Source organism: Candidatus Blochmanniella camponoti (assembly GCF_023585825.1).
GTDB lineage: Bacteria > Pseudomonadota > Gammaproteobacteria > Enterobacterales > Enterobacteriaceae > Blochmanniella > Blochmanniella camponoti.
Map to the genome: position 1 here is coordinate 692816 of NZ_CP097751.1, position 24331 is coordinate 717146.

Sequence of the window (24331 nt, forward strand, 5' to 3'; positions counted from 1 at the left end):
ATATATAATATATTTTTCGTTATAATTATAAACAAACACGACCATCCTATATATAGACTATATATAGAGGATATACAGGTATCAGATTAATAAAACACACCCCATTTAAATTAAATAATTTTATTACACAATGTTTACTATTTATCATTCTAATCAATCAAATTCATTCAGAAATCTATTAATTAATACTATGTCAGATAAATCACTACCTGATCCTATGCAATCTGAAATAATATTAACAGAACACGGTATTATGGCTCAATGGATACAGATAGAAATAGCCAATCATTTTGGTATCGCATGTAATATCAAATTTATGACTTTAATGTCTTTCATACAATATATTTCTAATAAAATAGAGTCTAATAATTTTATAGCGGATAACTTTTCCCAGTCTATCATGTATTGGAAATTTATGAAAATATTATCTCAAATGCAAATATCAAAAAAGTGCTCTATTATACACAAATACTTATATGGCGATGTCAATCAGCAAAAAATAGGTCAACTTTCCGAACAACTTTCCAATTTATTTATTCAATATTTAATATATCGCCCAGATTGGTTGAACAATTGGGAATCTAATGAAATAATAAATTATTTAGATGACACACATCAAACCTGGCAATCAAAAATATGGCGTATGTTCTTAGAGAACATACGATGTAATCAGCAAGAATTGAAGGGTAATATATATCCTTTACAACGTTGTATTGATTTCCTAAAAAATACTCAGAAGATAATTTTTAACTATCTTCCAAGTAGAATATTTATTTTTGGAATAACATCTATACCGCCTATATATTGGAATATCTTAAAATTATTAAGTTACCATATTGATATTTACTTATGGTTTATAAATCCCTGTTATCATAACTTGATTTATATATCTGATCGAGATTCGTATGATGTAACACAACAAGAAAGCCAATTGCGCAATAAGAATGTATTGCGCTCATCTTCATCTGTTGCTGTTCATTTTTCCAATCAGAATCATTATTCTAATATTAATCATCCTTTATTAGATGCATGGGGCGATGTTGCTTATGATACTTTATCTTTGTTTACTCAATTAAAAGATAAAATTGAACTAAAATCTTTTATTATTCCTAAACAAGATTCTTTGCTTCACATTGTACAAAAAAACATTTTAGAATTTCAGAATCATATAAAAAATATAAAAAAACAACCCGATACTACAACATCTACAAATAATCAACGACATATATTATTATCAGAAGATCAATCAATTACTTGCCATGTTTGTCATAGTATTCAACGAGAAGTAGAAGTGTTACATGATAATTTGTTATCAATGATGGCAGATGATCCATCACTGTCTCCGGGAGACATCATAGTTATGGCCTATGATATACACTGTTATAAATCAGCTATTCAAACTATATTTGATAATATACAAGATCGACATTTACCGTTTAATATCGCAATAGATAACTATAAAAAAAATACACATCCAATTATATCAACTTTTATTAATATACTAAACATACCATACAGTCGATTTACTTCTGAAGAAATTTTGTCGTTTTTAACAGTACCATCTATCGCATCTCGGTTTAAAATGAATAAAGAAGAAGTAAAATTATTACACCAATGGACCATTAAATCTGGTATTAGGTGGGGACTTGATGATTACACCATGTATAATTTTAGTTTACCTATTATTAATCAAAATACCTGGAATTTTGGATTAAATAGAATGTTATTAGGTTACGCTATAAAAAATCAACATGATACCTGGGAAAAAATTTTACCGTATGATGATATAATGATCAGAGACCATATCAATATTATTGGTCAATTAGGAGAATTTTTAAAAACATTAAAAAAATGGAGGGACCGATTCGGTCATTCTTATACGTTGGTAGAATGGATATCCTATTTCAAAGAAATAATTGATGATTTTTTTTATTATGATCATATGGATTCAGAAAACAAAACAGTTTTAATTTTCTTAAAAAACTGCTACAGAGATATATTAGAATCAGGCATACAAGCGGAATATACTCAAACTATAAGTGTAACAGCATTACGCGATAAATTATGTCGCAAATTAACACAAGATACTGTAATCCCCCGATTTATACCAAATGTAATTAATTTTTGCAATATTACTCCAACTGTCTGTATTCCTTATAAAGTAGTGTGTTTTTTAGGTATGAATGATAATAAGTTTCCTCGCAATAAAATATCTCCAGACTTTAATTTAATGGTTAAAAATCCGCGTAGAAATGACGATAACATACATGAAAAAGATTGTTATTCATTTTTGATAGCATTTTTATTAGCTCAAGAAAAGATATATATTAGTTTTATCGGACACTCAATTTATGATAATAGCATGAGCTACCCTTCTGTATTAATCAATGAACTTTTAGAATATATTGCTTTAAATTTTTATTCAAAAGAACATGAAAATATAGACATAGATATTAATATCAAACATATACGTCAGCGTTTATGTCAATGGTATCCTCCGTTTCCTTTTTCTCCTGAAAATTTCAATCCTAACAATAATAAACAAAGTTTTGCTACAGAATGGCTACCTACAACAAATATTAATACAAATCATTCTCTATTAATCTATCCGAATTTTAATACTCCGCTTTCACATGACCTCACAAAAACAATAATTTTTCAAGATTTATACAATTTTTATCGCCATCCAGTACGCATATGGTTTCAAAAACGCTTAAATGTGTATTTTGATCAAAATATATTGAAATTATCAAATGACGAACCTTTTTCCGTAGATGGACTCAATCGTTATGAATTGAATATACAATTGATTGATTATCTAATTCATAGTAAAAATACTGATGAACTATATCATAGTATGCGTGCTTCTGGAATTCTACCTTATGGTGTATTTGGAAAATTATATTGGACTAAACAACAAAAAAAAATGACAATATTAGCGAATCAAATAAAAACGTATCATTGTATTGAAAAACATAACCTAGATATTTCTTTAACATTTGATACGACTAGATTAGTAGGGCAATTAACTGCAGTTCAAGAAAATGGATTGACGCGTTGGAAACCTCGATATCTTTCTATGAAAGATGTATTATTGTTGTGGCTAGAACATATAACCTATTGTGCTATAGGTGGAAAAGGTGATAGTCGATTATTTGGTATTAATGATGCATGGCATTTTCCTAATTTGTCAAAATTGCATGCAAAAAAGTTATTATTCACTCTAATGTCAGATTACCGCACAGGTATAAACACCCCCATATTGTTACTATATCAGTCTGGAGGAGCTTGGATGAATCATGTATTTGACTGGAATACTCGAACAATATCTTCCAATCCATATTGTCAAAAAGAAGCACATCGCAAACTAATACAAGTTTGGCAAGGTACCAAATATTCTCTTTTCAGAGAAAGTTACGATCCATATTTACGTAAACTTATTTCATTTGATTTAAATGACGAAAACATCTCAAAAATTATTAAAACGGCAGAATATTACTTTTTTAACCCAATGAAATACAGAATAATATAACGATTTACAACTTTTACATCAAAAAATAATAAATACTTTACGATTAAAAATCGTATGTATACCATGTAATACATAACACTATATTTTCAAACAATGTACGTAATAAAACACAAATTTTTCATTTATTAAACTATGGGCATTATATGATTTTTTATTTTTTCATATAATCCACTATAACGTTGTGTGATCGAATTAATACTGCGTATTATTACGTGATCTGTCGCGTATAAATAAAGGCATTGACGAGCTCTAGTGACAGCAGTATAGAGTAATTCTCGTGTTAATAATGGTGTATATTGATTGGGCAATACTATTGCGATATGTTGAAATTCAGATCCTTGCGCTTTATGTATAGTCATAGCAAAACAAGTTTCATACTCCGGTAATTGATATATTTGTATAACTTTTATACCCCCTCGTGGTAAAATAAAATATGCAGACAGTTTATTTTGATCGTTTAGCAACAATATTCCAACATCTCCATTATATAATTCTAATGATGGTTTATTACGTAATATAATAATAGGTCTACCTATATAATTTCTAGAATTATTTAATTGAATTAATCCTTTTTCGTTTAATATTTGTTCAACATAATAATTAAGTCTTATTACTCCGAACGGACCATCACGTAATGCACACAATATTCGATAATGATTGAAAATATTTAAAATATTTTTTGTCAGGATTTTAGTATGTTTCAATTCTTGTAAATAGTTAGAATATGCCATTGCACAATTAAGAATCATAGTTATATAGCTTTTTTTGTCTACAAAATAAATATAATATAAATCCTTGTATATGCTTGAATTCAACAATGACAACGCATAATTATAATCTCCTGAATTTATAGCACCAGATAATTTATTAATTCCTGAACTTTCACTAAATCGATAATTTTTCTTTAGTATACATGTACCATCAATAATACTATTATAATTATAATGTATAGATAATTCAGCAGGAGATATAATAGGTAATATGTAACCTGTAAGATCTATAAGTTCTTGATAACGTTTATGAGAATAATAAAAATTAGAAAATTGACACACATCTTTAAATACAGATCCAGGTTCTACTGAACATAATTGATATTGATCACCAAAAAAAATAACTTTCGTTTGGGGAGAAAGTGTCAAAATTAGCTGAGCTAACATAGATAGACTAACCATAGAAGCTTCATCAATGATTAAGAGATCTAAATGTGTGAGATTAAAGCAATTATATTGAATATTTTCTTTATATAATCGTGTTCTAAGTAAACTATGTAGAGTAATAGCTTTTTCTGGTAAGTTACATAAGAAAAGATTTTCTAATTGTGGAATATTGTGCATTGTTGTTCTGAAAGATTCAGTCAAAAGAGCTGCTGCTTTTCCTGTTGGAGCGGTTATCTGAATATTTAGATCATTATTCTTGCTGCATAACAATAATGCCGCTACTATCTTCGCTATAATAGATGTTTTTCCAGTTCCAGGTCCTCCAGAAATTAATACTCTGTGATGTGTTACTCCAATAGCAGTAGCTATTTTATGCCAATCAACTTCTGTATAAGTTATAGGAAATAATTGATTTAATACATAAATTATTTTTTCTTTTTGAAAGATATTTGATGGATAGTTATGACTAAAAAATTGCGCGACTATGCATTCATCTTGCCACATGTGATGTAAGTACAAGCGCTTATTTTCCAATATTAATGGGGTGACCCGCGATCCATCACTAACCGAGGGACAAGAAAGCAATAATTCCTGCCAGTCGGATATCGATAATTTCCCTAATTTTTTATATATCGCATACGTTAATTCAGGATAATTTCCTTGAAATAATTTGTCAGGCGTAAGAAACCACAAAGGTAAACAAACATGACCAGCCCTCACGTTAGAGCTTAGAGTTGCGCTAGCTAAAATTAATGCTTCCTTTATATTATTATTTCGATCCCCATCATAAATGGGAAGAGCTAATACATCGGCAAATTGTACATCTAGTGAATGCCACAACCCTAATTTTAAAATATTGTTAATAACATCTTTCATGGGATTATTTTTACGGCTACAATATTAGATTGTATATTTTAAACGACAGAAAAACTGTATTTTTTTAGTTAAAAACAGATAATTACAATTTTAAATTTCACTCAAATAATTTATACTTTTTCTTTTTAGATATAAATCATCTATTTGAATTAATAATTATATGTAAGTTCGTATGTGGCTTATTCAGATAGATAGGTATACTTAATCGTTAATACATTAAATCGCATCTGTATTATTTTATTGAAAATAATAATGTTCCTATTATAAAGTAAAATCTAAAAATTATTCATCTAATGATGTTTAGATTATTTTTAGAGAATAAATTATCTAATTTATTAATAAATGCCGATAATGGACGAAAAAAATAAATTCCATTACTCAACGGTGTTCCATCCATACCGCGTATAAATAGATAATATACTCCTCCAAAATCTTTTTCATAGTTATAAGAAACGAGTCTATTACGTAAAAACCGATGCAGTGCTAAAGTATAAAGTTGATATTGCAATGCATAATGATGTTTAATCATTTCTTGTGTTATTTTAGAACCAACATAATCCTCATTGTTGTCTCCTAACCAATTGGTTTTATAATCTAACAAATAATATCGATGATTCCAACGAAAAATTAAATCAATAAATCCTTTTAACATTCCTGTTATATCCAAAAAAGTAAGCGATGAAGATTGACGTGATAAAGGATCATACTTTTTGCATAAATGGTCTAATTCTTTTGATGTTAAATACGCATTAATAGATAAATAAAATTTAAGTTCAGTTTTTTTATCCCTAGGAGTTATTTGCGCGAGAGTTAAATTATTATTAAGGGGGGTATTGAGTACTATATATATCCATTCTCGAACAACAAATCCCCAAATTGGGTCAATATTATATCTTGCCATATGTGCGTATAACCATTTCATATCTACAAGTTTTCTAAAATCCAGAACTTGAAAGATACTATGAAAAAAGTTACCACATACTTTTCCTTTAGGAAAAGTATGTGGTGTTAATGGAATATCATTTTCTTGATACTGAATGTTTTCACTGATATCTAATTGTTTTTCTAAATTTAAACATGTTGTAACATCAACATCAGTATGTTGTAAAGCGCTAAAACTTGTTATACCCCACGGAATAACATTTGATGATGTCTTCCACTTTTTTCCGTATAGTAATTGATTAGATGCAACAGACGATACATGAGAAAATAGTTCTTGTGATCTTGAAATAATACGGAAGGAAATATCACCATTCGAATAAACATTGAGCCTTTTTAAATGTTTCCTTAATGTTGCTGCGTTTCCAGCAGTTTTTTTTTGGATTAAATATCCTAAGGCGCTGTGATGTAAGTCATTGGTATTAGATTTTTTTTTGTATCGTCGTACTATTGGTCCAATACCTATAGAACAATGATAAATACTACGAGTCACCGCTACATATAATAGCCTTAAATCTTCTGATAAACGCTCTTCATCTGCCAATATTAAACTTGATTCTGATATATTGAAATTTAAATGGGTTTCATATGACTTTCTATCATGAAAAAAAGGATTTTTTACATAATTAAAGTCTGCTACAAATGGCAAAAATACTAATGGAAATTCTAATCCTTTAGATTTATGTATTGTACTAATTTTTATCAATTGATGATCACTGCCTAATCGTAAATTTTGATCAGATATTTTTTTATTTTTTGGTTGTGTTATTTTTGATATTAACCATTCCATAAGCGCGTGTTCATCTTGTAACTGTCTTGCAGCATCTTGCAATAATTCACCTAAATGCAAAATATTTATTAAACTACTTTCACCTACTCGTGTAGACAATAATTTTTCTGGTACTTTATGGTCAAAAATTATTTTCTGTATCATCAAATACACACCCTTTTTTTTCCAAACGGAATAATACTCAAAAAATTTCTCAAATATTCGTTCCTGTTTAGATTCATTATTATTAATACTGTCAATATCAGCGGCATTTAACCCAAAAAAAACAGTTGTTAAAGCAGTACAAATTGTATGGCTCTCTGGAAATAAGATTGCTTGTAATAATAATGATAATTCATAAGATTCCATTGTTTCAAAAATATTTTTATGATTAGATAGAAATACTGTTGATATATTTAGTTTTGATAAAGCAGAACAAATAAGTGATGCTTCTTCATGATTGCGTACTAATATAGTTATATCTGATATTTCTAATTTTCTTTTATACTTATCATTTTCTAACCAAGCTGTCCCATTACGTATGTCATGTAATAAATTGTATAAAATAGCGGCACACTCCTGTGCCATTGATCGTTTATAGTCACCTATTGTAACTATCTCGTCAGGATGCAACCAAAAACACATAGCTGTTTGCGATTGATTGTTTATCAAAAACCGATACATACTATTTCGGCTAGCAGCTACCGAAGGAATAAAAGGAATATCTTCAAAAATAAACGGATTAGAAACCAATTGAAATAATTGGTTAATAGCATTAACTATATTTAACGACGAACGCCAATTAATATCAAGATTGTATTTGTTACATACTGTTCGACGTATTTTCATGTATGAAAATACGTCAGCCCCACGAAAGGCGTAAATTGACTGTTTGGGATCTCCTATTAGAATAAGACCATTTTCTGAATCAGAATTATATAATGTGCTAAAAATTTTGAATTGCTGACAATCTGTATCTTGGAACTCATCAATAAGCGTTACCGGATAACGTGTACGCAGTATATGTGCTAATTTATTGTCTTTATCTTCAACTAAATGATGAGCCAACACATCAACGAGATCGTTTAAAGTAATTTCTGACCTACAATGTTGAGTATTATTTAAATCATTATGTATCTCATTTATTGCAATTTTAAATATTGATGTTTTAAATGACGATAATTGTCTATATAATTTTTCTACTGAATCAAATAAAGTACATATATAATCAGATCTATTACTATTATTATGTATCTTTAATTCGGTTGTTCTAAAACGTTGTAGATCATTAGGTGTCGTATGATCAATTGTTGGTCGTTCGGCCCATTGATTAATTCTGTCTATCCAACGTATTAAATTATTTTTATTGTATATTCTTCGATTAATGTCATAAGAATTGATGATAGTAATTATATTATATTTATTTTTAAGCCATTCCTTTTTAACATGATTGACATGATCCAGTATTTGTTCATAATAAGTTATGACACTTTTTTTATCTTCATGTATGCTATGATCGTAACAGTCAAGACTAGACCTAGATCTATATATATAAGGAACAATATCGTTTAAAAGAGAATTTGGATCTTTCCAACATTCTTGAATCAATCTAGCTATATTCAATGGCAGTGAATAAAAATTTCGTCTCCAAAAATCAGTGCATGCTTGTTGGTACAATATTGTTTCATTATCAACAATATTTGTATTAAACAGCATGTTTAATTCGATTGTATTGTGATTTAAGATATTTTGACAAAAACTATGGATGGTAAAAATAGATGCTTGATTTATTTTTTTTTCTGCTTCAGACAATTGATTTATGGCTAATTCTATATTATGTATTTGTAATAATAATTTAGAAAATAAAAAATTATTACTATATCCACGTATACAATCTAATCTAAATTGATGAATATTTTCTCTGATGCGATGACGCAGTTCTTGTGCTGCAGATTTAGTAAAGGTTACTACAAGTATTTCGTTTACTGTTAAAGGACGGGAAAAATCTGATCTATTCCCTAAACATAACAATAATCTAATATAGATTATTATGAGAGTATATGTCTTACCAGTGCCTGCCGAAGCTTCAATTAAATTGATGCCATACAGAGGTAATTCTAAAACATTTAAATTACGCATGGTTATTGTTTATATTTGCTTAAAATAATGAAAGTTATCCTTAATTTTATTAAAACTATATTAGTTATAAAATTAACTAACATTGGTCAAATTTAAACAGATAAATCAAACAAATAAAAATGCATTACTTCACACCAATAAATATAAACAACATTTATGCTAGCTAATATTTAAACAATAGAATCAAAATACCACAGAATAAAGTACTTTAAGTAAGAAAATATATTTTATATGTCGCGTAATAAATCATTTATCTTAACTTTATTTTTAGTTCTAGAATCGACTGTTTTCACGATTACAGCGCAGTAAGTATTAACACGACCATCTTTAGAAGGCAGACTGCCGGGAATTACAACTGAACCAGCTGGTACACGTCCATAGTATATATTTCCGCTAGCACGATCATATATTTTAGTGCTTTGACCTATAAATACTCCCATAGAGATCACTGCGCCTTTTTCAACAATTACTCCTTCTACAATTTCAGAACGAGACCCAATGAAACAATTATCTTCAATGATGGTTGGATTAGTTTGAATGGGCTCTAAAACTCCTCCAATTCCCACGCCTCCAGATAAATGCACATATTTTCCAATCTGAGCACAAGATCCAACTGTAGCCCAAGTATCAATCATTGTTCCTACATCAATATAAGCACCAAGATTGATGTAGGAAGGCATAATTACTGTGTTAGCAGCAATATAAGCTCCGTAGCGTACGGTAGCTGGTGGAATTATACGCAATTTTTTATTTTCAAAACGTGTGCGATCCCATCCGGAAAATTTCATAGGAAATTTATCAAAAAAAACACCATCCCCCCACGTTATCAATTGATTGTCCATAGTATGAAATGCAAGCATAATTGCTTTTTTTAGCCATTGATGCGTAATCCATGTACCATTGATTTTTTCTGATATACGCAACGTCCCATTATCTAATCTATCCATGATTTCTAGAACAGCATTATTGAGGGTAGAATCAATGTTATTTTTTGAAATATATTCTTTTTTTTCAAAAGCACTTTCTATTATTGTTCGTAACTGATTCATATGTTTCATATTCCATAATATCAAATTCATTTGAGGGTATTATTTCTAATTGCCCATGGAAAATAATATCTTTTTTTAAGTAAATATTAGAAATTTATATCAACACGTTACGATGTATTACTATGTTTTTGAGTTATAAAGCAATATCTGTTTAAAAATACTATGTTGATATCCTTAAATAAAATTTGTTCATATTTAACAAATCTACTCTAATAAAGAATGACTAGCATTTAACATATTATCGCTCAGATTATACCCATTGAATAACGTATACATTAAATAATACTGCTTGTTCAATAACAAGAATTGATTTTTTTCATAAAAACAATATATATATTACCACATAATTATATTTTTGCCCTTATTCAAAGTCATTTATTCATATCATTGCAAATATATCTAAAAATACTTTGACAATAAAATATATGCTTTTTTTTATTAATTATGATAATTTAAATAATTGACGATAAAGACTCATCGGAACGTAATGTTAACACGTCGCATCCATTTTCCGTAACAACAATAGTGTGCTCATACTGTGCTGATAAATTATGATCTTTTGTTTTTACTGTCCATCCGTCATTTTCAGTATAAATATGGCGAGTACCTGCATTCACCATAGGTTCTATTGTTAATGTCATTCCTGATTCTAATATCACACCTTCATCATCCGCATCATAATGCAATACATGGGGAGCTTCATGAAAAAATTTTCCGATTCCATGTCCACAATATTCTCTTACTATTGAAAAATTCTGACTTTCAACAAATCTTTGGATAGATTGACCTACTTTTTTTAAACGTATGCCTGGTCTAATCATACGAATTGCTAAATAAAGACTTTCTTGAGTGATCTTACATAATCGATACCCCAACTTTGTTGGTCGACCGACAATAAACATTCTAGAAGTGTCAGCATATAACCCGTCTTTAATTACTGTAATATCAATATTTACAATATCACCTTCTTTTAATTTATGCGAATTATTTGGAATACCATGACACACTACCTCATTAATTGAGGTGCAAATAGACCTAGGAAATCCGTGATAACCAAGAGGAGCAGAAACAGCATGTTGTATTTGTGTAATATAATTATGGCAAATAGTATCTAATTCTCCAGTACTAATACCAGGTTGTATGTAAGCTTCAATCATTTCTAACACTTCTGCAGCTAACTTCCCAGAGATACGCATTTTTGCTATATCTGTAAGCGTTTTAATAATAATTTTCATAATACATATATTATTGATTTTATTAAAAAATACATAATATTTTTTGCCTTTACATCATATGATTTACATATAAATCTTGCATTAATTGAGACAAATTACATCAAGATATACTTTATAACTCCATACTTATTGTTATCAAATAATCATGCTTTATTTGAAATTAAATGTTAATTATTTCTTGTTTTAGATCATTGTAACACACTATTCTTCGTATTTAACTTATTAAAAATTAATATAACATGTATTATATAATCTATCTATATTTTAAATACCGATAACTACCAACATTATAAATAATCTGCTCAACAACCAATAGAGGTATATAATGGAAAACATTTCTATACGCGACATGCTTCAAGCCGGTGTTCATTTTGGCCATCAAACCCGTTATTGGAATCCTAAAATGAAACCTTTTATTTTTGGGGTTCGCAATAAAATACATATTATTGACTTGGAAATAACTAGTGTAATGTTTAGACAAGCTTTAATTGAACTGAATAAAATCGCTGCGCTCAAGGGTAAAATTTTATTTGTAGGTACCAAACGCGCAGCTAGTGAATCAGTAAAAAAAACAGCATTGGCTTGTAATCAATTTTTTGTTAATCATCGTTGGCTAGGTGGCATGCTAACCAATTGGAAAACAGTACGCCAATCTATAAAACGTTTAAAAGATTTAGAAATTCAATCTCAGGACGGTACTTTTAAGAAATTAACTAAAAAAGAAGCATTGATCTTGAATCGAGAACTTATTAATCTAGAAAATAGTTTAGGAGGTATTAAAAATATGGGTGGGCTGCCAGACGCAATTTTTGCTGTTGGAGCAACACATGAACATATTGCTATAAAAGAAGCAAATAGATTAGGGATTCCAGTTTTTGCAATAGTTGATACCAATTCTAACCCAGATGGAATAGATTTCGTTATTCCAGGGAACGATGATGCTGTACGCGCGATTAACCTATATTTAAATATAATATCTAATGTGATACATATGAATGTGTTCAATACTTAATATAATTAATGCTACACATAAATTTGTTAATAATTAAATGTGTAATAATATTTTCTATATATATTCTTAATGCGATGATATTACTATGAAAGAAAAAATGATTAATATTAATAGCGATTTAATTAAAGAATTACGTAAACGTACTGGCATTGGTGTTGTAGAATGTAAGCAAGCTTTAATTAAAGCCAATGGAGATCTTGAATTAGCTATAGATAACATGAGAAAATCCGGTTTAAAAACTGCTTACAAAAAATCTGGACACACCACATCATCAGGTCTTATTGCAGTAGAAATAACATCCAGTAGGCAATATGGTATTATGATAGAAATAAATTGTGAAACTGATTTCGTAGCTAAAGATAGTACTTTTCAAGAGTTCGCTAAAACTGTTATTATTACAGCATTAAATGAAAAAATTCATGATATTAATGTACTACAAACTAGATTTGAAGAACAACGGACTAATTTAATTTCAAAAGTTGGAGAAAATATAAATATTCGTAGGTTTGTTGTGTTGACAGGTGATTTTTTAGGGTGTTATGTGCACGGATTCAAAATAGGAGTAATAGTTGCTGCTAGCGGAAATACAACTTCAGATTTAATGAAACATATTTCCATGCACATCGCGGCTAGAAGCCCTAAATATATTAACGTGCATGATGTTCCTACAGATGTAATGATTCGTGAAAATAATATTCACATGGATATTGCCATGAGATCTGGAAAATCATATAAAATTTCAAAAAAAATAACCGAAGGACGTATGAATAAATTTCTCAATGACATTGTATTAACAAAACAAAACTTCATAATGGATATTAACAAAACAGTGGAAGAACTATTGATTGAGTATCATGTAAAAATTAATAATTTTGCTCGCTTTGAATTAGGTGAAGATATGTAAATTAATATTTTATATTTTCGCTAAAATTTTAATTAATTAACACAGATCATCATTAGTTTTTAAAGTAATATATTCAATCCTTTTAACAATAAAAAACTACTAATTAAATTGGTTAAATCGGAATAATTATTGACATGCATATTATACTTTAAATAAGTTAGTGTTTGCTTCTGTTTATGCCATTTTTTGTGAGGAATATAATTAATGGTAACTCACACGAAACCAATTTACCGGCGTATCGTACTTAAAATGAGTGGAGAAGCTCTACAAGGCACCGAAGGTTTTGGAATCGATACTACTGTATTAAACCGAATGGTTACAGAAGTTAAAGAATTAGTTAAAATAGGTATTCAAATAGGTATAGTTATGGGAGGTGGCAACTTGTTTCGTGGCGCTGAATTAGTTAAATCCGGTATGAATCGTATAGTAGGAGACCATATAGGGATGTTAGCTACTATAATGAATGGATTAGCCATGAGAAGCGCATTAAATCATGCTTATGTTCAGTCCCATTTAATGTCAGCTATTCCATTAAATGGGGTATGCGATCATTATAATTGGATGAAAGCTATTAACTTACTTTCTAATAATTGGGTAGTAATTTTTGCAGCTGGCACCGGGAATCCTTTATTTACTACTGATTCTGCTGCTTGTTTACGTGGTATTGAAATTAAAGCGGATGTAGTACTTAAAGCAACTAAAGTAGATGGTGTATTTTCTACTGATCCAATTCAACATCCTGATGCTACATTATATGAACAATTGAGTTATCAGGACGTACTAGAGCGTGAATTAAAAGTTATGGATTTGACAGCATTTACATTAGCACGAGAACACAATTTGCCAATACGCATATTTAATATAAATAAACTTGGGGCGTTAAAAAGAATAATAATGGGATGTAAAGAAGGAACTTTAATAACCAAATAATTTAAAAATTTGCAACATTCAAATAAATACTTAAATTTACATAAATTGATTTTTTAATTCAGAAATATAAATCAGAGGTATATGATGTGATTAATAAAATTGATAATATTCAGACAGATTCAGAAATACATATGAAAAAATGTATTAAAAACTTTAAAACAACTATCAACAATATTCATATAGGACGTATTTCTCCAAATATATTAAATAACATCCGAGTAGACTACTATGGAGTATCCACTCCGTTATCTCAAGTAGCAAATGCTATAGTAGAAGATTCACGTACTTTAGCTATCACAGTGTTTGATCATCAGTTGATCAAATCAACTGAAAAAGCTATTTTTATGTCTGATTTGGAATTAATTCCTATTTCTTATGGAAATACTATTCGAGTAACATTGCCTGCATTAACTGAAGAACGTCGTCATGCTTTAATAAAAATGGTACGAACTGAAGCAGAAAAAAGTAAAATAGCTGTAAGAAGTGTGCGTCGTATTGCTAATGATAAAACCAAAATTTTACTCAAAAACAAAGAAATTAATGAAGACGAAGAGCATGTTTTTCAAAATGAAATTCAAAAGTTAACTAATATTTGGATTAAAGAAATTGATATTATTCTCACGGAAAAAGAATCAGAATTAATGAAATTTTAAATATTAAATTGTGCGTTGATAGATATTTATATATGTACTAACAACAAATAATAGATTTTTATCTCTACACCAAATGAGTAACTTAATTTATACATATGCAATCTTTAACAATTCTAGGTAGTACTGGATCTATTGGAAAAGCTACCCTATCTGTAATACAACAACACACCGACAAGTTCTTTGTGCATGCATTAGTCGCGAAAAATAACGTTGCTGTCATGACAGAACAGTGTATAGCGATGTGCCCCAAATATGCATGTATGATATCTGAAGATGCAGCACGAATATTGAAAAAAAATTTAATCACCGCTGGAAAATATGATATTGAAGTATTATCTGGAGTAATGAATGCCTGTGAATTGGCATCAACTAATGATGTGGATATGGTGATGTCTGCCATAGTTGGAATTGCTGGATTAAAGCCTACTTTTTCCGCGTTGCGTGCTGGTAAAAAAATATTGTTGGCAAATAAAGAAACTTTAGTTACTTGCGGAAAATTGTTTATGAAAGAAGCCAATCGATACCGTGCCTTTATACTGCCTATAGATAGCGAGCATAACGCAATTTTTCAAAATTTACCAGAGATATGTCAGAAGAATTTAGGAAATACATCTTTATCTGAGTGCGGCATATCTCGTATTGTGCTAACTGCATCTGGAGGAATTTTCTTCAAAATGCCACAAGAACAATTAACCGAAATAACACCAGAGCAAGCTTGCGCGCATCCTAATTGGTCCATGGGGCGTAAGATATCAGTAGATTCTGCTACTATGATGAATAAGGGACTAGAATATATTGAAGCACGTCATTTATTTAATGCTAAACCGAGTGAAATAGAAATTTTATTACATCCTCAGTCTATTGTCCATGCTATGGTATACTATTCTGACGGAAATGTATTGGCGCATTTAGCACCTCCAGATATGAGAATTCCTATTGCGTACGCATTGGCTTATCCCAACAGAATAGGACTAGAAATCTCATCAAATATAGACATATATTATCTTAATAAATTACATTTTGATCAATTAGATAATCGCAGTTATCCTTGTTTCCAATTAGCAATAGATGCTGATAATTGTAGTCAATCGGCTACTATTGTCCTAAACGCAGCAAACGAAATCGCCGTAGAAGCATTTTTACATAAAATGATTTCTTTCACTGACATTCCTGATGTCATTCGTCGTGTACTTGATGCAATAAATTTAAATGATCCTAATGATATAGAAGATATTTTATATATTGATCAAAAAGCTCGTGAGAAAGCAATATCTATGTGTGTCATATAATAAATGATATTGTCTTTAATAAATTTATTACAATTACTACATATGTATTATAAAAATGATAAGTAATGTCATGAATCTGTAATTATAGTGTTAATTATTATAAAACAAATATTTTTACTTAACACACAGGTATTTAATTTGGAAAATAAATAAATGTGATATTATCTCAACATAATCAAGATCTTAGCACTTTTTCATCTAATTTACTACCACGCCATGTTGCTATTATCATGGATGGTAATGGACGTTGGGCAAGAACACGAGGAAAATTACGTATTGTTGGGCATCAAGCTGGATTTAATGCGGTCCGGCGTGCTGTTCATTTCGCCGTTAATTATAGATTCGATGCATTAACTTTATATGCGTTTAGCAGTGAAAACTGGAAACGTCCTGATAAAGAGATTGATTCTCTAATGCAATTATTTTCTCATGCTTTAAATAATGAAATAGATGTTCTACATAAGAATAATATTAAACTAAGAATCATTGGAGATATTAATCGATTTTCCGGTGAATTACAAAAAAATATACACCGCTCTGAAAAATTAACTTCCAACAATAGTGGACTTACGCTTAATATTGCTGCAAATTATGGAGGACGATGGGATATTATCCAAGGAGTGAAACAACTTGCTACGCAAGTACAGCAAGGAATATTAACCCCTAATCAAATTGACGAAGATGCTCTATGTAAATGTATCTGTATGAATGAATTAGCTCCAGTAGATTTGGTGATTCGAACAGGAGGTGAACATCGTATTAGTAATTTTTTGCTTTGGCAAATAGCATATGCTGAATTATTTTTTACAGATGTATTATGGCCTGATTTTAATGATGTCATATTTAAAAGAGCACTAAATACTTTTATGAAACGAGAGCGCCGATTTGGAAACAGTGCATCTATTTAATTTTCAATACACATGTAATCAAGGAGAAAAATGTGTTAAAAACCCGTTTAATTAGCATGTTGATCCTGATTCCTATCACCATTTTGATGGTATTTTTTTTGCCTATTATACCATTTTCGATTGTTGTATTTATCATTTGCTTGATTAGTGCATGGGAATGGGGGAAAATGCATCATTTTTCTGATTATGTACACCGAATGTGGATATGCGCTATACTTGTATTATTGTGTATTACAATGATAATTGTAACAACAAGCTATTTATATTTCAATAATTGGCATATTTTTTGGTATATTTTCGGTAGCATTAGTATAGTATGGTGGTTATTAGCGTTTTCATTAATATTATCTTATCCTGATTCTGCTATTTTCTGGAAAAAATCTAATGTATTATGTTTTTTTTTCGGAATATTAACAATATTACCATTTTTTTGGGGGATATTAACGTTGCGCCAATTTCATCATATCAACGATAACACCATCGGGGCATGGTGTTTACTGTATATTGTAATATTAATTTGGATTAATGATTCAAGTGCATATATCATCGGTAAAACATTAGGGCGACATAAATTATTAAAAAACGTATCTCCTAAAAAAACTTGGGAAGGATTTATTGGAGGCATATTAATTTCAACAGGAATTTCATGGTTATTCAGTAAATATATGCCAATCAAGGTGATAAATCCATCTCTTATATTTGTTTATTCTATCATCGCAATTATAGCCTCTATAATAGGAGATTTAACTGAAAGTATGTTTAAAAGAGAAGCTGGTATTAAAGATAGCGGAAGTTTAATTCCTGGACATGGGGGAATATTAGATCGTATAGACAGCTTATTTGCTGCAGTGCCTATTTTCGTTTACCTAATATTATTAAGTCTATATTAATATCATCATCAAAAAATAGAGAATTCATTAACATCATGTTATTACATTTGTTTTGGAACTTAATCGCATTTATCCTTGCATTAAGTATACTCATCACGGTCCATGAATATGGACATTTTGTAGCAGCACGTTTGTTAAAGGTAAAAGTAGAGCGATTTTCTATAGGATTCGGTCCTGTTTTATGGAGTTGGCGAGATTCAAATGATACCGAATACGTAATTTCTGCTGTTCTTTTTGGTGGATACGTTAAATTATTTAATACTCAAAAAAAAATAGCATCTTGCAATGAAGAACGTAATCAATCATTTGATTGTAAACGTATTTGGAAAAAAAGTGTTATTGTGGTTTCAGGACCTATGTTTAACTTTCTTTTTTCTATTGTGTTATACGCGTTAGTTTTTATGATAGGTGTGCCTATTTATAAACCAATAATCCATTCTGTTATACCTAACTCTATTGTTGCTCAATCGCATGTACCATCTGGCGTAGAAATTAAATCAATTAACAATATTCTGACTCGTGATTGGGATGCAGTACGTTTGGAAATTCTTAATAGCATAGGTAAGGAAAAAATTATTATTTCTGCAACACCAATAAATAGTACGCATATTCAAACTTATACCATTAATTTATCTCGTAACTGGTTCAATAAATCTACTAATAATAACGATCCTATAATAACATTGGGTATTCTTCCTTTTAATACACATGTATCACCAATCTTGTCAGGAATACAACCTGATTCCGCCGCACAACGAGCTGGTTTAAAAATTGGAGATAAAATAATCTCAATTGACGATCAATTAATACATAATTGGGAATCGTTTATTACAATTATCAAAAATAATCCAGAAAAAACTTTTAAAATTATAGTAGAACGGAAAAATAAAATATTAAACTTCAGTTTAACACCAGATAAAAAATATCTGATTCCTTCCGATAAAGCAGAAGGAGTTATAGGTGTTTTTCCGAAAATTACTTGTATCCCAAAAAAACATCATACAATCCATCAATATAGATTGTATCCAGCTATATTAGAAGCTTGCAAAAAAACATGGAAATTGATATGCCTAACAACTAACACATTATTTAAATTGGTTACTGGAGATATTAGGATAACCCACCTCAGCGGCCCAATCGCAATAGCGCAAGGAGCAGGTGCATCAGCTCAATCTGGGGTAATTTACTATCTTATGTTTTTATCTTTAATCAGCATCAATTTAGGTATTATTAATTTATTACCGTTTCCGACACTAGATGGAGGGCATTTATTTTTTTTTATAATAGAAAAAATAAAAGGGAAATCAATATCGAAAGAAACACAGAGTTTTGGTTATATCATTGGATCTATTATACTTACGTTTATGATGTGCTTAGCAATTTTCAACGATATATCTAGATTGTGGTAATTAATAAAAATTAAAACTAAAAAGTTTAAAATACATAACAATAGATGAAAAGAATATTTATAGCATTCTTATTGATAATTAGCAATGTAACACACAGCGCTGATACAATCATAAACAAAATTCTTTTTAACGGATTAAAAAGAATTTCTTTAGATACAGTAGTATTTAATTTACCTTTAAAAATTGGAGCTATTATTAATGATGAAGATATTGCTAATAGTATTAAAGTGTTATTTTCTACAGGATATTTTGAAGAAATCACAATATCTAATAATGAAGAAGGAATTATTATAATCCAAGTGAAAGAACGCCCAATTATTGATAATGTTAATTTTCATGGGAATAAAATAATTACAGAAGATATAATAAAAAAAACATTAAATGTAAAAAAAATACAATCAGGTGAACCATTTAATGAATGTTCTATTTTTGAATTAAAACGAGAATTAGATAATTTGTATCATAACTTTGGTAAATTTACAGCTACAACTAAGATAGTAGTTATTCCTCTATCAAGAAATCGTGTTAATTTGAAAATAATGTTTACTGAAGGTAAAACCGCCAAAGTACAACAAATCAATATTTTTGGTAATCATGCATTCCATACAAAAAAATTATTATCACAATTTAAATTATATAGAAAAATTAAATGGAGACCCATATTATCCAATCAACAATATCAACAACAAAAATTATTCCATGACTTAGATAAATTACGTAATTTTTACTTAAATCATGGTTACGCTAAATTTCATATTGATGAAACACAAATCGATTTAACACCAAATAAAAAATACATTTACCTTTCTTTATATATTAATGAAGGTATGCAATATACATTTGATTCTGTAAAATTACATGGAAATATATTAGATTATTTTCCTAACATTAAGGAATACATGAGAATTTCTCCTGGAGAATTGTATAGTAACAATAAAATTCAAGAAATAGAACGTAACATACGATATGTGTTAAGCAAACATGGCTACATGCAACCTATCGTATTAATAGAACCAGACATAAATGACAACAATAAAACAATAAAATTATATGTATATGTTGATATAGGGCGTCATTTTTATGTGCGTGAGGTACGCTTTGAAGGTAATAATATTACTAAAGATGAAGTAATTCGTAGAGAAATACATCAAACAGAACAAATGCAATTAGATTATACTCGTATTGTTCAAGATCAAGATCGACTTAAACGTCTTGGTTATTTTAAAACTGTGAACACTCACATTGAATATGTATCGAATACATTAAACCAAATCGACGTTATTTACAAAGTTGAAGAACGTAATACTGGTAATTTAAATTTGAGCGTCGGATTTGGAACGGAAAGTGGTATAAATTTACAATTCGGAATGTATCAAGAAAATGTATTAGGTTCAGGAAATTCTATAGCTGTTGCTAGTAGTAAAAATCATTATCAAACTTATGCTGAAATATCATCTCTAAAACCTTACTGTGGCGTTAATAATATTAGCGTAGGCGGGAAAATATTTTTTAATGATTTAAATACTAACAAAACGGGTTTGTCAGATTATAATTTGAAAAATTGTGGTATTAATATTAATTGCTCATACCCGATTGTTGAATACTATACATTTAATATAGGATTAAATTATGTATCTAATTATTTAAGTAAAATAGCTCCTCAAGTAGCAATATGGCGTTATCTAAAATCTACAAATATTCATCCAAAAATATCGACTAACAATAAATTTTTGGATGATACTATTAATTTTCATACAAATGATTTTTTATTGGTTTCGGGATGGACTTTTGATAACTCGAATCATGCTTATTTTCCTACATATGGTGTACGCGCTAATGTATCGAGTACATTAACACTACCTGGGTCTAATAATCAATATTATAAAATACTAATTAATTGCAATAGCTATATACCTTTAGACCAATCTTATAATTGGATAATGATGAATTCTATATATGCTGGTTATTCTGGAAGTATACATAAAAAAGAAAATCCTTTTTATGACAACTTCTACGCCGGAGGTATTGGAACAATACGTGGATTTAGATTAAATAGTATAGGACCAAAAGCTGCCTATTATCATTGCAACGATTCCAGCCAAAACTATACTACATGTGCAATAAAAAACTCTCAAGATACTGTTGGTGGAAATGCAATAACTCTTTTTAAAACTGAGTTAATTATTCCTATCACATATTTTAATACACAACATTCTGATATTGCACGTATTTCTCTGTTCTTAGATACCGGTACTGTATGGGATACTTTTTGGAAAAATACTGAAGCAACACAAAAAGCTGGTATTATAGATTATAGTATTCCAAGTAATATTCGTATATCCAGTGGTATAGCTTTGAAGTGGATATCTCCAGTTGGACCAGTGATTTTTTCTTATTCAAAATTGATAAAAAAATATCTTGGAGATATAGAAGAACCATTTCAATTTAGTATCGGAAAAACATGGTAAAATTTAGGTGTAGTATAGAAATAACAAATATCTTATCAAAGTAAGAACTTTTATATTTTATTAAACTAAGAGGTTTACAGTGAAAAAGTGGACATATATATTAAGTATGGTGATTTGGATAACACAAATTAGCCCTGTTAATGCTGCAGACAAAATTGCGATAGTTAATATTTCTAATATTTTCCAACAATCTTCACAACGTGCGAAAATCATTAAACAACTTGAATATGAATTTAAAGATCGTGCTACCGAATTAGAAAAGATGGAGCACGATTTACAAATGAAAATACAAACATTACAACGAGATGGTGCTGCCATGAAAGCAATCGAGCGTAGTGAATTAGAAAAATCGTTAATAAATCAACGTGAAATTTTCTCTAACAAAGCTAAAGAATTTCAACAAGAAAATCATTCACGTCAGACAGAAGAAAGAGATAAAATTTTAAACATGATTCACAATGTAGTAACGAATGTTGCTAAAAAAGAAAATTACGATATAGTAATCGACACTAGTGCTGTAGTGTATCACAGCATTCATATTGCAGATATTACCAATTCTGTAATGAAACAAGTTGGATAAATTATGATCGGAATGCGATTATCTGACCTAGCACAACAGTTAAATGCTAAATTACATGGAGATGAAAATATTATTATTACTGGTGTTGCTTCTATAAATAACGCACGAGTAGGACATATTACTTTTTTAAAAGATCAGCGATTTCTAAGTCAACTAAGCTCCTGTCGCGCCTCAGCAGTGATATTGTCTAAAAATAACTTAATTTTTTGTAAGGTTGCTGCATTAGTAGTAGAAGATCCTTATATTGCGTATGTTAAAATAGCACGATTGATGGATACTACTCCTAAACCATCGAAAAACATTGCATCTGGAGCTATAATTGCTTCAGATGCAATTTTAGGTCAAAGAGTAGGGATTGGCGCTAATGCAGTTATAGAATCTGAAGTAATTTTAGGGGATGATGTAATCATTGGCCCTGGTAGTTTTATAGGAAAAAAAGCAAGAATAGGAACAGGTACACGTTTATGGGCCAATGTTACTATATATCATGAAGTAGAAATTGGTGAATTCTGCTTAATACAATCTGGAGCTATAATTGGTTCTGATGGATTTGGGTATATTAATGACCACGGTGTGTGGATCAAAATTCCTCATTTAGGAACAGTAAAAATTGGAAATAATGTAGAAATAGGTGCTTGTACTACTATTGATCGTGGAACGTTAGATGATACTAAAATTGAAAACGGAGTAATTATTGATAATCAGTGCCAAATTGCACATAATGTCATAATAGGCGCGCACACTGCAATAGCAGGGGGTGTCATCATGGCCGGGAGCTTAACAATCGGACGATATTGCATGATAGGTGGAGCTAGTGTAATTAATGGACACATAAATATTTGTGATAAAGTCACGATAACCGGAATGGGTATGGTAATTAAAGCAATAACACAACCTGGTATTTACTCATCAGGTATTCCTGTACAACCAAATACAGTATGGTGGAAAACTGCCGCGTTAATTATGCGGATTAGTAATATGAATAAACGTATAAAAACTATAGAAGAAAAATTAAAAAAAATACTGTTCCTATAAATTTTAAAATAATTAGGACAGTTTATTCTTTATCCTGTTAGGCTAAACGGGATAATTTTGTTAATACGATTTATTATCTTAGACAGGAATAGAAAACCTTGATTACTGATACTTGCGTTTTGCACATTGAGGAAGTTTTAGAACTTTTGCCGCATCGGTTTCCATTTTTGCTAGTTGATCGTGTACTAAATTTTGAAAAAGGAAAATTTTTAAGAGCGGTAAAAAATGTTTCCTTTAATGAACCATTTTTTCAAGGTCATTTTCCGGGAAAACCCATTTTTCCTGGAGTATTAATTTTAGAGGCTATGGCTCAAGCTACAGGCATCTTAGCCTTCAAAAGTACAGGTAAATTAGCTCCAGGAGAATTATATTATTTTGCTGCAATTGATGCAGCACGATTTAAGCGTCCAGTACAACCTGGTGATCAAATGATACTTGATGTGGAATTTATTAAAGAAAGACGTGGTATTGCACGCTTTAAAGGAATCGCTACAGTAAACGAAGAAATGGCTTGTGAAGCATCAATGATGTGCGCTCGTAGAAAGGAAATTTAAACT

The 24331-nt window shown here is 29.7% G+C and carries 17 protein-coding genes; 13 read left to right on the forward strand and 4 right to left on the reverse strand.

Features of this window, described 5'->3' with window-relative positions:
- Positions 1 to 190: 190 nt before the first annotated feature.
- The gene (gene recC / locus M9394_RS02950; RefSeq protein WP_250249945.1) at positions 191 to 3532 is read left to right on the forward strand and encodes an exodeoxyribonuclease V subunit gamma; all 3342 of its coding nucleotides are present in this window, start codon (positions 191 to 193) and stop codon (positions 3530 to 3532) included.
- Positions 3533 to 3657: 125 nt separating this feature from the next.
- On the opposite strand, the gene recD is transcribed toward recC, so the two are convergent.
- The 4 genes from recD to map form a co-directional block, all read right to left on the reverse strand.
- Positions 3658 to 5565, reverse strand: coding sequence for an exodeoxyribonuclease V subunit alpha (recD, locus tag M9394_RS02955; RefSeq protein ID WP_250249947.1), 1908 nt, complete (start codon positions 5563 to 5565; stop codon positions 3658 to 3660).
- 286 nt (positions 5566 to 5851) lie between these two features.
- Positions 5852 to 9412 (reverse strand): exodeoxyribonuclease V subunit beta, encoded by a 3561-nt coding sequence (gene recB, locus M9394_RS02960; RefSeq protein ID WP_250249949.1) that lies wholly within the window; start codon positions 9410 to 9412, stop codon positions 5852 to 5854.
- 227 nt (positions 9413 to 9639) lie between these two features.
- Entirely contained in the window at positions 9640 to 10461 is an 822-nt protein-coding gene (gene dapD, locus M9394_RS02965; protein ID WP_250248158.1) for a 2,3,4,5-tetrahydropyridine-2,6-dicarboxylate N-succinyltransferase, read from the reverse strand.
- A 452-nt stretch (positions 10462 to 10913) separates the two neighbouring features.
- A complete protein-coding gene (gene map / locus M9394_RS02970) occupies positions 10914 to 11696 on the reverse strand; it encodes a type I methionyl aminopeptidase (protein ID WP_250246869.1) in 783 nt (260 codons plus the stop codon).
- 325 nt (positions 11697 to 12021) lie between these two features.
- On the opposite strand from map, the gene rpsB reads away from it, so the two are divergent.
- The 12 genes from rpsB (at position 12022) to fabZ (ending at position 24328) form a co-directional block, all read left to right on the forward strand.
- Positions 12022 to 12708: a 30S ribosomal protein S2 gene (gene rpsB, locus M9394_RS02975; protein ID WP_250249951.1), complete on the forward strand. Its 687-nt coding sequence runs from the start codon at positions 12022 to 12024 to the stop codon at positions 12706 to 12708.
- 85 nt (positions 12709 to 12793) lie between these two features.
- On the forward strand, positions 12794 to 13612 hold the full coding sequence (gene tsf, locus M9394_RS02980; RefSeq protein ID WP_420022160.1) for a translation elongation factor Ts: 819 nt from the start codon (positions 12794 to 12796) through the stop codon (positions 13610 to 13612).
- Between the two features lie 204 nt (positions 13613 to 13816).
- The gene (pyrH, locus tag M9394_RS02985) at positions 13817 to 14542 is read left to right on the forward strand and encodes a UMP kinase (RefSeq protein WP_250246867.1); all 726 of its coding nucleotides are present in this window, start codon (positions 13817 to 13819) and stop codon (positions 14540 to 14542) included.
- Between the two features lie 86 nt (positions 14543 to 14628).
- Positions 14629 to 15195 carry a ribosome recycling factor gene (gene frr, locus M9394_RS02990; RefSeq protein ID WP_250246866.1) on the forward strand — a complete coding sequence of 189 codons (567 nt, stop codon included), beginning with the start codon at positions 14629 to 14631 and terminating at the stop codon, positions 15193 to 15195.
- 95 nt (positions 15196 to 15290) lie between these two features.
- Complete coding sequence (ispC, locus tag M9394_RS02995; RefSeq protein ID WP_250246865.1) at positions 15291 to 16484, forward strand: 1-deoxy-D-xylulose-5-phosphate reductoisomerase; 1194 nt, start codon at positions 15291 to 15293, stop codon at positions 16482 to 16484.
- Positions 16485 to 16639: 155 nt separating this feature from the next.
- Positions 16640 to 17392 carry a polyprenyl diphosphate synthase gene (gene uppS / locus M9394_RS03000; protein ID WP_250246864.1) on the forward strand — a complete coding sequence of 251 codons (753 nt, stop codon included), beginning with the start codon at positions 16640 to 16642 and terminating at the stop codon, positions 17390 to 17392.
- A 32-nt stretch (positions 17393 to 17424) separates the two neighbouring features.
- Entirely contained in the window at positions 17425 to 18282 is an 858-nt protein-coding gene (locus M9394_RS03005; protein WP_250246863.1) for a phosphatidate cytidylyltransferase, read from the forward strand.
- A gap of 35 nt (positions 18283 to 18317) precedes the next feature.
- Positions 18318 to 19691 (forward strand): sigma E protease regulator RseP, encoded by a 1374-nt coding sequence (gene rseP, locus M9394_RS03010; protein WP_250249953.1) that lies wholly within the window; start codon positions 18318 to 18320, stop codon positions 19689 to 19691.
- A 71-nt stretch (positions 19692 to 19762) separates the two neighbouring features.
- The gene (bamA, locus tag M9394_RS03015) at positions 19763 to 22159 is read left to right on the forward strand and encodes an outer membrane protein assembly factor BamA (RefSeq protein ID WP_250249955.1); all 2397 of its coding nucleotides are present in this window, start codon (positions 19763 to 19765) and stop codon (positions 22157 to 22159) included.
- Between the two features lie 79 nt (positions 22160 to 22238).
- Entirely contained in the window at positions 22239 to 22739 is a 501-nt protein-coding gene (locus M9394_RS03020; protein WP_250249957.1) for an OmpH family outer membrane protein, read from the forward strand.
- A gap of 3 nt (positions 22740 to 22742) precedes the next feature.
- Positions 22743 to 23774, forward strand: a complete 1032-nt coding sequence (lpxD, locus tag M9394_RS03025) for a UDP-3-O-(3-hydroxymyristoyl)glucosamine N-acyltransferase (RefSeq protein ID WP_250246859.1) — start codon at positions 22743 to 22745, stop codon at positions 23772 to 23774.
- Positions 23775 to 23872: 98 nt separating this feature from the next.
- Positions 23873 to 24328: a 3-hydroxyacyl-ACP dehydratase FabZ gene (gene fabZ, locus M9394_RS03030; protein ID WP_011282828.1), complete on the forward strand. Its 456-nt coding sequence runs from the start codon at positions 23873 to 23875 to the stop codon at positions 24326 to 24328.
- Positions 24329 to 24331 lie beyond the last annotated feature (3 nt).

Coding starts and splice junctions, on each gene's coding strand:
- recC (WP_250249945.1), top strand. CDS start 191: ATGTCAGATAAATCACTACCTGATCCTATGCAATCTGAAATAATATTA.
- recD (WP_250249947.1), bottom strand. CDS start 5,565: ATGAAAGATGTTATTAACAATATTTTAAAATTAGGGTTGTGGCATTCA.
- recB (WP_250249949.1), bottom strand. CDS start 9,412: ATGCGTAATTTAAATGTTTTAGAATTACCTCTGTATGGCATCAATTTA.
- dapD (WP_250248158.1), bottom strand. CDS start 10,461: ATGAATCAGTTACGAACAATAATAGAAAGTGCTTTTGAAAAAAAAGAA.
- map (WP_250246869.1), bottom strand. CDS start 11,696: ATGAAAATTATTATTAAAACGCTTACAGATATAGCAAAAATGCGTATC.
- rpsB (WP_250249951.1), top strand. CDS start 12,022: ATGGAAAACATTTCTATACGCGACATGCTTCAAGCCGGTGTTCATTTT.
- tsf (WP_420022160.1), top strand. CDS start 12,794: ATGAAAGAAAAAATGATTAATATTAATAGCGATTTAATTAAAGAATTA.
- pyrH (WP_250246867.1), top strand. CDS start 13,817: ATGGTAACTCACACGAAACCAATTTACCGGCGTATCGTACTTAAAATG.
- ispC (WP_250246865.1), top strand. CDS start 15,291: ATGCAATCTTTAACAATTCTAGGTAGTACTGGATCTATTGGAAAAGCT.
- rseP (WP_250249953.1), top strand. CDS start 18,318: ATGTTATTACATTTGTTTTGGAACTTAATCGCATTTATCCTTGCATTA.
- lpxD (WP_250246859.1), top strand. CDS start 22,743: ATGATCGGAATGCGATTATCTGACCTAGCACAACAGTTAAATGCTAAA.